The organism is Thermococcus thermotolerans (assembly GCF_024707485.1).
Lineage (GTDB): Archaea > Methanobacteriota_B > Thermococci > Thermococcales > Thermococcaceae > Thermococcus > Thermococcus thermotolerans.
On the sequence record NZ_CP102602.1, the window covers coordinates 1,150,805 to 1,165,038 of the forward strand.

Consider the following 14,234-nt stretch of genomic DNA (forward strand, 5'->3'; position numbering starts at 1 on the left):
AGCCTAAACTTAGCTTGCCGTCGCTTTTATAAAAGTTTTGGAGTGCTCGCCGACACCAGCTGTTACTTCCCACCACCTTTAAGCTTAACGCTCTGCCAGAGCAGGGCTATCGAAACAGGCGTGAATGCCAGTAGGGCAAGGTTGAGCGTTACGATGCCGTGGAACTCTCCAAGCGAATACGCAAAGCCGAACAGCATTCCGCCGAGGAAAGTGGACAGGTTCTGGACGCCGTTGACGCCTCCGATGGCAAGGGAGGAGCGGTGGTAGGAAGCCAAAACCTTCCGTGAAATCGGGCGAAAGCTCTGAAACGCGAAGAGAGCTAGGAATATCCCCAGGAAAACCGTCGGGGCGGTCTTTATAGCGGCGAGAAGTGGCGAGAGTGCAGCTATCAGGGAAGTCAGCAGAACCATCCGCCTCTCGCTCCTCACGTCGGCGAGCCAGGAAGCGAAGTAGCTGAGCATCGCGGCGAGGAAACCGGCCCAGCCGATGAGCGTTGCGGTCGTTGCCTTCTCCATTCCCAAAGCCTCGGAGACGTAGACGTAGGTTATCTCGCCGGACGTGAACGCCACTATCACCGCCATCAGCGAGGCAATGATTAGAACCCTCTTGGGTTCGAGGCTCGGCTTTTCACCGTCGGGGGTTTTCTTCCTCTTGGGCGTTATCCTCTCGTAGAGGAGAACGTAGCTGGCCACCATTATCAGACCTGTCAGGACAAAGAACGCGGAAGAAATCCACATCTGGCCGCCCAGTCCGAGGTCTATCGTGTAGGCGTAGACGTAGTTTCCAAGGAGGGAAGCGATGCTACCGAAGAAGAAGTATATCGCCGTAACCCTTGCCCGTATCTCCTTCGGCGTTGCGACCGCTATCACAAACTGCGCCATCGGCCAGCTGAGACCGTTAAGAAAACCGTTGAGGAGCTTTATTCCCGCAACCTGAACCCATGTTGAGGTCATGGGGTAGAGCTGGACAGCCAGGGCGTTCCCCATCATCGCTATGGCACCGATATAGACGAGCCTTTTACCCCTCTCAAGGATAAGCCCCCCGAAAACCGAGGAAAATGCCCTCGCGAGAACGAACGACATTGAGACGATTGAAACGGAGAGCATCGAGGCTTGGAGTATATCACGGGTATAGAAAGCTATGGCGGGGGTGGCGAGGCGGAAGGCTATCGTGCCGGTGAAGGCTGACAGTATGAGCAGGAGTATTCCGGCGAGACGTCTGGATTCCATACGACCACCTTCTGAACGTTAGGGTGAAGCTTTTAAAAGTCTTGGCTGTGCCGAAGATTTTTCAGCAACTGGTTAGGTAAAGGAACGGAGCTTCAGAGGAGAACCCGCACCGCCAACGAACCCTTTTTATATCTCCCCTCCAAACTCCCGCCGAGGTGATGCTGATGGAGCTTAGGTTCAACATGGAGTATGAGGAGGCCTACAGGGAGGTTTATGAGCTCGTCAAGCCGAAGTACAAGCTATTTACCGCCGGACCAGTCGCATGTTTTCCCGAGGTTCTTGCAATAATGAGCGTTCAGATGTTCAGCCACCGCTCGGCCGAAGCGAAGGAAGTTCACGTTGATACCCTCAACAGACTTAAGGCTTTTCTTGAGGCTGACAATGGGGAAATAATCCTCTTCCCGAGCTCCGGAACGGGCTTTATGGAAGCGGCCGTGAGAAACACCGTCCCGAGGGGAGGAAAAGTTCTGGTCACCACGATAGGGGCATTCGGGAACAGGTTCAAAGATGTCGTTGAGACCAACGGCAGAGAGGCTGTCGTCCTTGAAAAGGAGCCCGGGAAAGCCATCAAGCCCGAGGAGCTCGACGAGGCCCTGAGAAAGAACCCCGACGTCGTTGCGGTTACGATAACCTACAACGAGACCTCAACCGGCGTGCTGAACCCGCTTCCGGAGCTGGCGAAGGTCGTCCACGAGCATGACAAGCTCCTCTTCGTTGACGCTGTCTCGGCGATGGGCGGCGCCGACATCAAATTTGACAAGTGGGGCCTCGACATGATATTCGCCAGCTCTCAGAAGGCCTTTGGCGTCCCGCCGGGGCTTGCAGTTGCAGCGGTCAGCGAGAGGATATTTGAAATAGCCGAGAAGATGCCCGAGCGCGGCTGGTACTTTGACTTACCGCTCTACAAGAAGTTCAACGAGAAAAAGAAGGGAACGCCCTCAACGCCCCCGCTCCCGCAGGTGTTCGGCCTCAACGTCGTTCTGAGAATTGTCGAAAAGATGGGTGGAAAGGAGAAGTGGCTCGACATGTATACAAAGCGGAGCGAGATGATAAGGGAAGGCGTCAAGGAGATGGGCCTTGGAATTCTGGCTGAAGAAGGCTACGAGAGCCCGACCATCACAGCAGTCGTCGTCCCCGAGGGGATGAAAGGAGTGGACGTTTACAACGCAATGCGCGAGAAGGGCTTTGAGCTGGCCAAGGGCTACGGAAGCGTGGCAGAGAAGACCTTCAGGATTGGAAACATGGGGTACATGACCTTCGAGGACATCGAGGACATGCTCGCCAACCTCCGCGAGGTCATAGAAAAACTTAAGGCCTGAATTCTTCCCCTTTATCCCGTGGATGTTATGGTATCAAAGAAGTGGCTCGCCGTATGGCTCCTTCTCAACTTTTTCATATTCTGGCTCGTCGGTCTCACCTCAAGTGGGTACTCCCTTGAGGGATACATGCCCGGAGAGAGCGGGAAGATCGACCAGTACGCACCTGTTGTTTACACAGCTCCGAACGACAGACCCGTTGGAATCCTCTACATGGTGGACTACGACGGCGTTCTCTACTACTACATCGTCTGGGAGGATGAATACTTCAGCAACTCGCTGATAGACAAGCTCTACCGCTTCTTCCGGGGCCTCGTTTATGGAGGAGCCACGCAGGACATAGAGGTCGTGAAGGTAAGCCCGGACAACGGCACCTTCTACTTCCAGACCTACGACCACACCAACGTCCATGGAAGGCTCCTCGGTGATGGAAGCTGCCTCTGGATAGAGGAGGACAAAATCATCAAGGATTGTGCGGTCAACGGAACGCACATCAACGTTTATACCGTAACCTGGAACCACATGCTCTCACTGCTCCCACAGAACGGGACGGAGAGAGCGGTTCTACTTATGAGGCACATGACCCCCAACGACTACGTTGCCCTCGGAATGTTCAGGAGGACGCAGAAAACGATAGCTGGTGTCGCCGTCAACTCCCTGCTCCTGGCAGTGGTGGCCACACTCACCTTCAACGGCGTCATGTACTTTGCGTGGAGAAAGGGCTATCTCACGGGGCAAGGACAGAGAAAGGTCAAGGACGGGATAATGGACGGATGGAGAAAACTGAAGGAAAAGGTGAGAAGGTCTAAATGACGGCCCTCAGTTCTCCATCCTTTACCTCATAAATGCGGTTTATCTTCTTCATTCCCGTCCTCCAGTCCCTCCTGAGCTCCACGACGATGTCAAACTTGTCGAAGGTTTCACCGCTTATCCTGAGCCAGTGCTTTACTTCATCCTTTATGTCGTTGGTCAAAGCCAGGGAGGTCACTATGAACGCGTAGTCGTCTATGAGCTCACGGAAGATCCTTGAAACATCAACCGTGTGGATGGTGTCGATAACGACGTAGTCAGGGTTCAGCGCTTTTATTTTCGATATAACATCCGACGTGCGTCCCTCAAGGGACTGTCTGTCAAACTGAGTGTCTATAACAACGATGTTCGGTTTGAAGGGCTTAAACTCGCCGTAGGCGGTAATGACCGCCACCTTCCAGTCATCGGGTATGAAGTGCATCAGAGCCTCCACCAGCTTGGTCTTTCCGGAGCGGCTCGATCCGACCACGAGTATGTCCTTCCTGGAGAGAACCGCATTTTTCAAGACCTCGAACTGCTCCTCGGTTGCCGAGCCGTATCGTATAAGGTCCTCAGGCGTGAATATGTACGCTCCCATGCTTTACCACCATAGGAGGTTCTCGCCGGGCATTATAACGCTATCGCCGGGGGGCTTTAATAAACGTCAATTAAGGGCCAAAATATTATCAATTATTCAAAAATGTCTGTAATTTAATGTCATATTTTGCCCAAAATCCAAAAGTTTTTGCATAAAAGCCATAAAGGAGAAAATCAGTGACAAAAACTAGGTGATATATATGAACGCTCTCCAAATTGTGACCAGAAAAATTGAACCAGTTATGGAAGTGCAGACGAGAGTCATTGACTATATGACAAGATACATGGTGGGGAAGGGCTTCAAGTGGATGCTACCGGTCATGCTCAGCTCCATCACAGATCCGCTCTGGCCGGATCCAGCGGCGGAAGAAGCCCTAAAGCCCCCGGAGGTCGAGGTCTACGGCTCAAGGCTGAGGCTGACCCACAGCATGATACTCCACAAGCAGATGGCGGTGGCAATGGGAATAGACAGACTGTTCATCCTCTCGCCGAACATAAGGCTCGAAGGACGCTCGGCCGACGACGGAAGGCACGCCTATGAATTTACGCAGCTCGACTTCGAGATAGCCCACGCGAGCATGGACGACGTGATGGGCCTCATCGAGGGGCTCATCAGCGGTCTCTTCAAGGAGGCGAGGGGCTGGGAGCTTGATAGGGAGGTGCCCAAGGTCAAGCCGCCCTTCAAGCGCTTCACGCTGGAGGAGATCAAGGCGGAGTTCGGAAGCGAGGACGAGGCCAGCAAAGTCATGGACGAGCCCTTCTGGGTGACGGACATCGAGAGGGAGTTCTACGACAGGGAAGACCCTGAGAGGCCAGGTCACTTCAGAAACTACGACCTGTATCTTCCAGAGGGCTATGGAGAGGTTTCCAGCGGCGGCGAGAGGGAGTGGGAGTACGAGGTCATAGTGAGGAAGATGAAGAGGGCAGGGATAAGCCTTGACGCGTTCAGGCCCTATCTGGAGGTGGCCAAGGCCGGCCTCCTGAGGCCAAGCGCAGGAGCAGGAATCGGCGTGGAAAGGCTTGTCCGCTACATGGTGGGGGCGAAGCACATCGCTGAGGTCCAGCCGTTCCCGAGGATTCCGGGCGTTCCGGCGGTTATATGAGATTTTACTCGTTATTTCCACTTCTAACCTCCCTAAGGAAGATAAAAGAAAAATCACGAGAAAAGCTCCACCGGCGAGTAGCCTTTCCTCGCCCTCTCCATCTTCAGCTCCATTCCGAAGGCGTTGGTGACGGTTCCGCTCTTCTCGGCCCAGATTCCTGCCGGAATCACGAGGACGTCTCCGGGCAGTTCCTTGGTGGGCCGACCAACGACGACGTAGGCCTCGCTCTCCGGGATTCCCGCTATTTCTGCCTTCAGAAGTCCGGCTGAGTTGACACCTTCGTGGAGGATGAGGGTTGGAACGTCGAGCGGCTCAGCCAGGCCCTCCAGAACGGCAACGTCGTAGCCCTCCTCGACGAGCTCCTTGCCCTTCAGGAGTATCTTAAGGAGCGGGAACTTTTCTGGATCAGCCCTTAGGAGAACCTTCCTGGCGTTTCTGACCTCCTCCAGCGTGGCCGTTGAAATCCCTCCACTCACGGTCGAGCCTATTGGAATCCCCCTCTTCTCCGCAAACTCCTTCAGCGAGACAATTTCCTCGTTCGTCAGCTCCGGAGTTAAAATCAGGGCGTAGTCCCTCTCGGCCATGAAGCGCTTCGCCTCCTCCCAGCTCACGGGCTCGCCGTTGAGGAGCGGCTGGGCCAAGTCTTCTGCCCAGGGCCTGTTAAAGCGACAGACGTCGCAGAGGTGGCCGTTCCAAGAGTTTTCTACCCTCGATGCCCTCACGAGCATGCCGTCGTAGACCTCCACGTTCATCTCACATGCGAAGGAGCAGCCGTTGCAAACGGTTTTGACGGGCTTTGTCTTCCAGGGCCCGGGCTTGACGAAGGGAAGCTTCTCGGTTATTGCCCCAACCGGACAGAGGTCTACCATCTCCCCGATGAACCTGCTCTCCACATCGCCGAGGCTCTCCCCGAGCGGCGGCGAGATCCTCGTCTTGAATCCGCGGAAGAGATAGTCTAGCACTCCCTCCCCAGCAACCTCGTGGGTGAAATTGACGCACTGGCCGCAGAGGACGCACTTGTTGTTGTCGAGGGTAACGAACGTGTGGCTCTCGTCTATCTCAAACCTGTTCTGCTCACCCTCGAAGGCGTACTGCTCGGCACCGTAGAGCGTCGCATATTCCCTAAGCTTGCAGCGGAAGACCTCCATACAGCCGCAGCTCATACAGCGCTTCGCTTCCTCAAGAACCTGCTCCTCTGTTAGGGCCGGCTCGACCTCCTCAAAGGTCTTCTTCCTCTTTTCCGGATCGAGGAGCTTCACCTTCGCCCTCGGCTTTCTCTCTATGTGCTCATAGTCCTTCTCGGTGACCCTCTTCCAGTGGTTATAGGGCCTGAGGTCGAAGAGGACTCTATATAAGTCGTCGTCGCTTAAGACTTCCTCGATGTGCTTCTCGGGCTCGGTGAGCACGGCTTTGGCCTTCTCCAGCTTGCCTTTAAGATACAAGTCTATCATTATCGCGGCCCTTCTCCCGGTGGCTATGCTCTCGATGACCGTTGAAGGCCCGAGAACGAGGTCACCGCCGGCGAAGACACCGGGAACGCTCGTCTGGAGCGTCACCTCATCAACGAGGGCCTTTCCGCGCTTCGCCTCGATGCCAATGCTCTTCAGGAACTCCTCGTCGCAGTACTGGCCTATGGCGAGGATAACGTTGTCGGCCTTGACGCGGAACTCCGAACCCTCAATCGGTATCGGCCTCCGCCTGCCGCTGGCGTCTGGCTCGCCGAGGCGCATCTTGATGAGCTCTACCTCCTCGACCTTTCCGTCGCCGAGGATTTTCACCGGGTTCGTCAGGAAGAGGAACTCAACGCCCTCTTCGATCGCCTCTTCAACTTCGCGCTCGTTGGCCGGCATTTCAGCCCTGGAGCGCCTGTAGACGACGGTAACCTTTGCACCGAGCCTTAAAGCAGTTCTTGCAACGTCCATGGCAGTGTTTCCACCGCCGACGACTATAACGCGCTCCCCGAGTTCGACTTTTTCGCCGGTGTTGACCTTCCTGAGGAACTCTATGCCGTGCATGACTCCCTCAAGCTCCTCGCCAGGAATCCCCATTTTCCTGCTTCTCCAGGCGCCGACGCCGAGGAAGACGGCATCGTACTTCTCGCGGAGCTCGTCGAGAGTTACATCCCTTCCAAGGGCGGTGTTGGTCTTCACTTCTATCCCCGTGTTTATGACCGTCGCTATGTCCTTGTCAAGAACATCCCTCGGCAGCCTGTAAGGCGGGATTCCGTAGCGCATCATTCCGCCGAGTTCCGGCATCGCCTCGATTATCGTGACCTCGTGACCCATCGTCCTGAGGTAGTAGGCGCACGCTAATCCAGCGGGCCCGCCTCCGACGACGGCTATCCTTTTTCCGGTTGAGGGCGGAATCTCGGGCATCCACGGGCCGTGCTCAAGGTCGTAATCTGCCGCGTATCTCTTCAGCTGCCTTATCGCAAGGGGCTCCTCCACGAGGTTCCTCCGGCAGGCATCCTCACAGAAGGCCGGACAGACCCTTCCAAGGACAGCCGGCAGGATGTACTTCTCCTTCATCAGCTTAACCGCTTCGTGGTACTTGCCCATCGCTATGAGCGCTAAATAGCCCTGAACATCGCTGTGGGCCGGACAGCCCTCCTGACAGGGGCCGATACAGTCGCCGTAGTGGTCTGAAAGGATTAGTTCAAGTGCCGTCTTTCTCATTGAGATGACTTCGTCGCTGAGGGTCTCTAACTCAAGCCCCTCCATCGGCTTGAGGGTGCATGAGGTGGTGGCTCCCCTCTTGGTGGAGACGAGACACAAGCGGCACGAGCCGTAGGGGTCGAGCTCGTTCGTGTAGCAGAAGCCGGGGATATGGGTTATTTCACGGAGGAAGTCTATGAGCGGCTTCCCCTCCGGGGCATCGATTTCCTTTCCGTTGACTATGATTTTGACCATCTCACTCACCCCCCGCATCGACTATCTCTATGGCGTTGAACCGGCACACCTCGTAGCAGGTTCCGCACTTGATGCACTCCTCCTGGTTGATGACGTGGGGCTTCAGTTTCTCGCCGCTGATGGCCTTGACAGGGCAGAATATGGCGCAGGCGGTGCAACCGGTACACTTCTCGGTTATTATGACGTACCTGATGAGCGGCTTGCAGACCTTGGCGGGGCATTTTCCTTGGATATGGGCAAGGTATTCGTCCCTGAAGTAGCGGAGCGTCGTCAGAACGGGGTTAGGTGCAGTCTGCCCGAGGCCGCAGAGCGACCCGGCTTTGACCTGGTAGGCGAGCCTTTCAAGCTTTTCGAGGTCCGCCTCGGTGGCCTTTCCCTGAGTGAACTTGTCCAGTATCTCCCACATCCTCTTGGTGCCCAGGCGACAGAAGGTGCACTTTCCGCAGGATTCCTTGACGGTGAAATCGAGGAAGAACTTCGCCACGTCAACCATACATGTATCCTCGTCCATGACGACCATTCCGCCGCTCCCCATTATGGCCCCAGTAGCGTTCACGCTCTCGTAGTCAACCGGCGTGTCGAAGAGGTACTCGGGGATACAGCCTCCGGAGGGACCGCCGAGCTGAACTGCCTTAATCCTCTTGCCGGTCTTGGTTCCCCCGCCTATCTCGTAGAGTATCTCCCTCAGCGTCATGCCCATCGGAACCTCGACGTTTCCGCCGTGCTTTATCTTGCCCGACAGGGCGAAGACTTTGGTGCCCTTGCTCTTCTCGGTTCCTATCGAGGCGTAGGCTTCCCATCCGTGTTTGATTATCCAGGGCACGTTCGCCCACGTTTCCACGTTGTTGATGTTTGTCGGCTTGCCCCAGAGGCCCTTCTGGGCCGGATACGGTGGCCTCGGCCTCGGCATTCCGCGCTTGCCCTCAATGGAGGCTATCAAAGCGGTTTCCTCACCGCAGACGAATGCTCCGGCACCTTCCTTGATGACGATGTCGAAGGAAAAGCCCGAGCCGAGGATGTTCTCGCCGAGGAAGCCCCTTTCGCGGGCCTGCTTCAGCGCTATCTTCAGCCTCCTTATGGCCAGCGGGTACTCGGCGCGGACGTATATGAACCCTTTGGTTGCCCCAATCGCGTAGGCACCGATTATCATGCCTTCAATAACGCGGTGCGGGTCGCCCTCAAGGACGTTCCTGTCCATGAATGCCCCGGGGTCGCCCTCGTCGGCGTTGCAGACGATGTACTTGACGTCGCCCTTGGCCTCCCTCGCGAACTTCCATTTCAGGCCGGTCGGAAAGCCTGCACCGCCCCTTCCCCTCAGCCCGGACTTCATGATGACGTCTATTATCTCCTCGGGCTCCATTTTGAGGGCCTTTTTGAGCGCTTCGTAGCCTCCAGCAGCGATGTACTCGTCTATGTTCTCCGGGTCTATGTAGCCGGAGTTTTCTAGCACTATCTTCCTCTGCTTGGCGAAGTAGCCGTCAACGTCCCACGTCTTCCTCTCGCCGTCCTCCCACCAGTCGCGCTTGACTATCCACTCCTCGACCGGCTTCCCGTTGACCACGTGCTCCTCGATGATTCTCGGAACCTTCTTGGGGTCAACGTGACCGTAGGTGATTATCTCATCATCGGTGATGATGTCCACGAGGGGCTCGCGGTAGCACATGCCAACACAGCCGACTATCTTGAGCTTCACGTCGAGGTTTCTTCTCTCAAGCTCGGCCTTTATGGCCTCGTAGGTTTCCCTCGCGCCGGCAGCTATTCCACAGGAGTTCATGCCGACAGCGATGGCCCTGATTTCAGACATCGAGCTTCCCCTCCCTGAGCTTTCTCATCAGCTTCCTGACCTTGTCGGGCGTGAGCTTGCCGAAGACCTTGTCGTTTATCATTATGACCGGGGCCAAGCTGCAGCATCCGAGACAGGCAACGCGCTCAAGCGTTACGAGGCCGTCCTCGGTAGTCTGCCCCTCTTCAATCCCAAGCTCCTCAGTTATCGCCTGGGATATATTCACGGCACCGTTGACGTGGCACGCGGTTCCGTGGCAGATTTTGACGACGTACTTCCCGAGGGGTTCAAACCTGAACTGGGCGTAGAAGGTCGCCACGCCGTAGACCCTGCTGAGAGGGACACCGAGGTAGTTCGCTATCTCCTCAAGGGCCTCCCTGGGAAGGTAGCCAAACTTTTCCTGAGTTCGCTGGAGGAGTGGAATCAGCGAGCTCGGTTCCGGCGGATAAGAGCGGATATAACCAAGGGAGGATTCCATTTTGCATCACCGCAAGGGTTTTTCGGAAAAACTTCGACTTTAATGTTTATAAGCGTGCACTAAAGTACAAGTTAGTAACATTTGGTTGGTAACCGTTTGTTTGAAAAATTCTTAAATCAATCCTTTACAAACTTAAAATCGTAAGCCCGTTAGAGGCGGTGATGCCCTTGAGATACATAAAATTGCCTTCCGAAAACTTTGAGAAGTTCTTCAAGTCACTTGAAGCCTGGGGCACTGTCTATGCTCCAGTAAAGAAGGGGAGCATATATTCTTTCCAAGAGGTGCACAGCCCGTCGGAGATAGCACTGGACTACAACAGAACCATGCTCCCACCAAAGAAGTTCTTCTTCAGGCCCAAAGAGGCCATTCTCAGGCTGAAAAACGGCCGCTGGGAAGAGGAGGTAGAAGCGGAGCCGATGGTCCTCTTTGGACTCCATTCCTGCGATATCCATGGTCTTAAGATACTCGACAAGGTGTACCTCGATGAGCCCGCCGATCCGTACTACAAGAGCAGGCGCGAGAAGACCCTGATAATAGGGATAAGCTGCATGCCCGACGAGTACTGCTTCTGCAAGAGCCTCGGTACGCACTTCGCCATGGACGGCTTCGACCTGTTCCTTCACGAGCTGCCGGACGGATGGCTTGTAAGGATTGGCAGCGTCCGCGGCCACGAGATAGCCTGGGAGAACGGTGAGCTGTTCGAGGAGGTGACCGACGAGGACCTCGCCAACTTCAAGGAGTTCGAGGAGAAGCGCTCCAAAGCCTTCCAGAAGGAGCTCCCGCAGGAGGGCCTCGCCGACATGCTTGATCTGGCATACAACAGCCCCGTGTGGAAGAAGTACGCTGAGATATGCCTCGCCTGCGGCAACTGCAACATGGTCTGTCCGACGTGTCGCTGCTACGAGGTCTGCGACCGCTGGGTGGACGCGTACAAAGCCGTCCGCGAGAGGCGCTACGACTCCTGCTTCATGGAGAACCACGGACTGGTTGCCGGCGGCCATAACTTCAGGCCCACACGCTTGGACCGCTTCAGGCACCGCTACTACTGCAAGAGCTACTTTGACCCGTCGGCCGGCTACAACTGTGTCGGATGTGGAAGATGCGACGAGTTCTGCCCGGCGAAGATAGAGCACGTTAAGGTTCTTGAGGAGGTTAGGGGGTCTCTGAAATGAGCGAGAACCCGTACCAGACGTACGACGCAAGGATTCTCGAAGTGAAGGACCTGACATCGAGGGAGAAGCTCTTCACACTGCGCTTCCTCGACCCCGAGGTTGGGGAGAAGTTCGAGTTCAGGCCCGGGCAGTTCGTCATCGTTGACATACGCGGTTTCGGAGAGTTCCCGATAAGCATATGCTCGTCCCCAACGAGGAGGGGCTACCTCCAGCTCTGCATCAGAAAAGCCGGCAGAATGACAAAGTTCATACACAAGATGAAGGAGGGCGACATAATAGGGATCCGCGGGCCCTATGGAAACGGCTTCCCCATGGAGGAGATGGAGGGCTCGAACCTTATCCTCGTCGCAGGCGGTCTCGGAATGGCGCCGTTGAGATCCGTCCTCTGGTACGCGATTGATTCAGGAAAATATGAACACATCTGGCTCCTCTACGGCACGAAGGCCTATGAGGACATACTCTTCCGCGACGAGATAATACACCTCCTGAAGCACGGCGAGGCCATGAACTGCTCTGTAAAGCTGGCATACGAGGTCGAAAGCCCGTCGTGCATCTATCTGGAGAGGGGCTTCTCCGACAGGGTGTGCAGGGGCGTAGTCACGGATCTCTTCAGGGGAGAGGAGTTTGACGTGAACAAGGCATACGCCCTCATCTGCGGCCCGCCGGTCATGTATAAGTTCGTGATAAGGGAGCTCCTCGACAGAAAGCTCTCACCGGGCAGGATATACATGACGCTCGAAAGGCGCATGCGCTGTGGGATAGGCAAGTGCGGCCACTGCATCGTCGGGACGAGCACGTCCATCAAGTATGTCTGCAAGGACGGACCGGTCTTCACCTACTGGGACGCTCTCTCCACGAGGGGGTTGATATGATGGACAAGCTCAAGCTGGGGGTTTTCGAACTTACCGACTGCGGCGGCTGTGCACTAAACATTCTCTTCCTCTACGAGAAGCTCTTCGACCTCCTTGAATTCTACGAGATAACCGAGTTTCACATGGCGACCAGCCTGAGCGAGGGGAACCACTACGATGTGGCACTCGTAACCGGAACCGTCTCGACCCAGCGCGACCTGAACCTGCTCAAGGAGGCGAGGAACCACTCGGAGTACCTCATAGCCCTGGGGACATGTGCGACCCACGGCTCTGTTCAGGGGAGCGTTGAGCTACCCATCAGGGAGAAGCTGAAGGCAGTCTACGGAGACGGTGGGAACCCGATGCGCGCCCTCGACTCCAAACCGGTTGTGGAGTACGTTGCCGTTGATTTTGCCCTCCCGGGATGCCCGTACGACAAGGAGGAAGTCTACCAGGTGCTCATGGACATCGCCAAGGGCATCGAGCCCGTTAGAAAGGACTACCCGGTCTGCCTTGAGTGCAAGCTCAACGAGTACGAGTGCGTGCTGGTGAAGAAGGGCCTTCCATGCCTCGGCCCGATAACCTACGGAGGCTGCAAAGCTGTCTGCGTGCGCTCCGGCCTTGGGTGCATAGGGTGCAGAGGCCCGCTACCCGGAGAGGTGAATCCGGCCAGCGAGTACGAGATACTCAAGGGGCTCGGCTACGATGACGAGTACATCGTGAGGAAGTTCAAGACCTTTGCGAGGTGGGAGCCATGATAATTGAGATGCGGGAATTCACGCGCGTTGAGGGCAACGGCAAAGCCGAGATAGTCATCGAGGACGGCGAGGTAAAGGACGTCAGGCTTCAGATCATTGAAGGGCCGCGCTTCTTCGAGCTACTCACCCTGGGAAGGCACTACTACGATGTCCCGGACATTGAAGCGAGGATATGCGCCATCTGCTATTTATCGCACAGCGTTGCCTCGGTCATTGGAATCGAGCGGGCCTTTGGCGTTGAGGTTCCGGAGGAGATAACGCTCCTCAGGGAGCTCGGTCTGATAGGGGAGTTCCTTGAGAGCCACTCCCTCCACCTATACCTCCTCGTTGCACCTGACGTCTTCGGCTACCCCGACGCAATAAGGATGGCCACGAAGCACGGCGAACTCGTGAAGGAGGGACTCGCTTTAAAGGCATTTGGTAACAGGCTCAGGGTAATTGTGGGCGGCAGGGAGATACACGGCATAAACGTCAAACCGGGAGGATTTGGAAGGTACCCCACCGTTGAGGAGCTGGAGGAAATAGAGAGGGAAAGCGAAGCCCTCCTCCGGCTGGCAAGACGTGCCGTGAGGCTCTTTGCCCAGTTAGGCCCCTACGGGGCAAAAGCGAAACACTTCGTCGCCACCGACGGCTACCTCTGGGGTGAAAAGCTGATATCCGACGAACCCGGAGAGTTCCACTACACGGAGAGGATAGAGGAGCGCTCCCTCGTCTACAGCTTCGCCAAGCAGAGCCTATATAAGGGTGAGGCCTTCTTTGTCGGAGCACTGCCGAGGCTTCTCCTGAAGTCGGAGATGCTCACGCCCACCGCCAAGAGACTCTTTGAGGAGCACAGGGAGAAGCTCTCCACAGGTTACGTCAGTTACAACAACCTGGCCCAGGCGATAGAGCTTGTGTATTCCCTCGAAAAGGCCAATGAAATAGCGAAGACCCTGCTCGATAGGGGCATCGAAGGGGAAAACGTCCCCGTTGAGCCAAGGGAAGGGGAGGGAATCGGCTACGTCGAGGCCCCGAGGGGGTTGCTCATCCACCACTACAGGACAGACGCCAGCGGCAATATCTCTTACTCCAACATCATAACCCCAACCGCGCTGAACCACGCGATGATAGAGGCCAGCCTCCTGAAGGAGGCCAGAGAACTCTACGGCGAAGTCGATGAGGGCAGGATGATAGGGCGCCTTGAGGAGACGGTGAGGGCCTTCGACCCGTGCATCTCGTGTTCAGTACATCTTGTCAAACTATAAGTGAT

The 14,234-nt window shown here is 56.0% G+C and carries 12 protein-coding genes; 7 read left to right on the forward strand and 5 right to left on the reverse strand.

Going from position 1 to position 14,234, the window contains the following annotated elements; genetic code table 11:
- Positions 1 to 62: 62 nt before the first annotated feature.
- A complete protein-coding gene (locus NUS69_RS06635; protein WP_258083080.1) occupies positions 63 to 1,229 on the reverse strand; it encodes an MFS transporter in 1,167 nt (388 codons plus the stop codon).
- A gap of 164 nt (positions 1,230 to 1,393) precedes the next feature.
- Here NUS69_RS06635 and NUS69_RS06640 point away from each other — a divergent pair, with 164 nt between their 5' ends.
- Positions 1,394 to 2,548 carry a pyridoxal-phosphate-dependent aminotransferase family protein gene (locus NUS69_RS06640; RefSeq protein WP_258085005.1) on the forward strand — a complete coding sequence of 385 codons (1,155 nt, stop codon included), beginning with the start codon at positions 1,394 to 1,396 and terminating at the stop codon, positions 2,546 to 2,548.
- A 27-nt stretch (positions 2,549 to 2,575) separates the two neighbouring features.
- On the forward strand, positions 2,576 to 3,358 hold the full coding sequence (locus NUS69_RS06645; protein WP_258085006.1) for a hypothetical protein: 783 nt from the start codon (positions 2,576 to 2,578) through the stop codon (positions 3,356 to 3,358).
- Here the strand turns inward: NUS69_RS06645 and NUS69_RS06650 are convergent.
- Positions 3,351 to 3,932 (reverse strand): P-loop NTPase family protein, encoded by a 582-nt coding sequence (locus NUS69_RS06650; RefSeq protein WP_258083081.1) that lies wholly within the window; start codon positions 3,930 to 3,932, stop codon positions 3,351 to 3,353. The genes NUS69_RS06645 and NUS69_RS06650 overlap by 8 nt on opposite strands.
- Positions 3,933 to 4,131: 199 nt before the next feature.
- Here NUS69_RS06650 and NUS69_RS06655 point away from each other — a divergent pair, with 199 nt between their 5' ends.
- A complete protein-coding gene (locus NUS69_RS06655) occupies positions 4,132 to 5,034 on the forward strand; it encodes an asparagine synthetase A (RefSeq protein WP_258083082.1) in 903 nt (300 codons plus the stop codon).
- Between the two features lie 53 nt (positions 5,035 to 5,087).
- Here NUS69_RS06655 and NUS69_RS06660 read toward each other — a convergent pair whose 3' ends face one another.
- From NUS69_RS06660 to nuoE, 3 genes are read right to left on the reverse strand one after another with little or no spacing between them, the layout of a single operon-like run.
- Positions 5,088 to 7,943 (reverse strand): NAD(P)-binding protein, encoded by a 2,856-nt coding sequence (locus NUS69_RS06660; RefSeq protein WP_258083083.1) that lies wholly within the window; start codon positions 7,941 to 7,943, stop codon positions 5,088 to 5,090.
- 1 nt (position 7,944) lies between these two features.
- Positions 7,945 to 9,747, reverse strand: a complete 1,803-nt coding sequence (nuoF, locus tag NUS69_RS06665) for an NADH-quinone oxidoreductase subunit NuoF (protein ID WP_258083084.1) — start codon at positions 9,745 to 9,747, stop codon at positions 7,945 to 7,947.
- Positions 9,740 to 10,204, reverse strand: a complete 465-nt coding sequence (nuoE, locus tag NUS69_RS06670; protein WP_258083085.1) for an NADH-quinone oxidoreductase subunit NuoE — start codon at positions 10,202 to 10,204, stop codon at positions 9,740 to 9,742. The genes nuoF and nuoE overlap by 8 nt, the downstream gene beginning before the upstream one ends.
- A 167-nt stretch (positions 10,205 to 10,371) precedes the next feature.
- Here nuoE and shyB point away from each other — a divergent pair, with 167 nt between their 5' ends.
- From shyB to shyA, 4 genes are read left to right on the forward strand one after another with little or no spacing between them, the layout of a single operon-like run.
- A complete protein-coding gene (shyB, locus tag NUS69_RS06675; RefSeq protein ID WP_258085007.1) occupies positions 10,372 to 11,376 on the forward strand; it encodes an NAD(P)-dependent hydrogenase/sulfhydrogenase 2 subunit beta in 1,005 nt (334 codons plus the stop codon).
- Positions 11,373 to 12,248, forward strand: coding sequence for an NAD(P)-dependent hydrogenase/sulfhydrogenase 2 subunit gamma (gene shyC, locus NUS69_RS06680; RefSeq protein ID WP_258083086.1), 876 nt, complete (start codon positions 11,373 to 11,375; stop codon positions 12,246 to 12,248). The genes shyB and shyC overlap by 4 nt, the downstream gene beginning before the upstream one ends.
- Complete coding sequence (shyD, locus tag NUS69_RS06685; RefSeq protein ID WP_258083087.1) at positions 12,245 to 12,985, forward strand: NAD(P)-dependent hydrogenase/sulfhydrogenase 2 subunit delta; 741 nt, start codon at positions 12,245 to 12,247, stop codon at positions 12,983 to 12,985. Before shyC ends, shyD begins: the two co-directional genes overlap by 4 nt.
- Positions 12,982 to 14,229 (forward strand): NAD(P)-dependent hydrogenase/sulfhydrogenase 2 subunit alpha, encoded by a 1,248-nt coding sequence (shyA, locus tag NUS69_RS06690; protein ID WP_258083088.1) that lies wholly within the window; start codon positions 12,982 to 12,984, stop codon positions 14,227 to 14,229. Before shyD ends, shyA begins: the two co-directional genes overlap by 4 nt.
- The last annotated feature ends 5 nt before the right edge of the window (positions 14,230 to 14,234 follow it).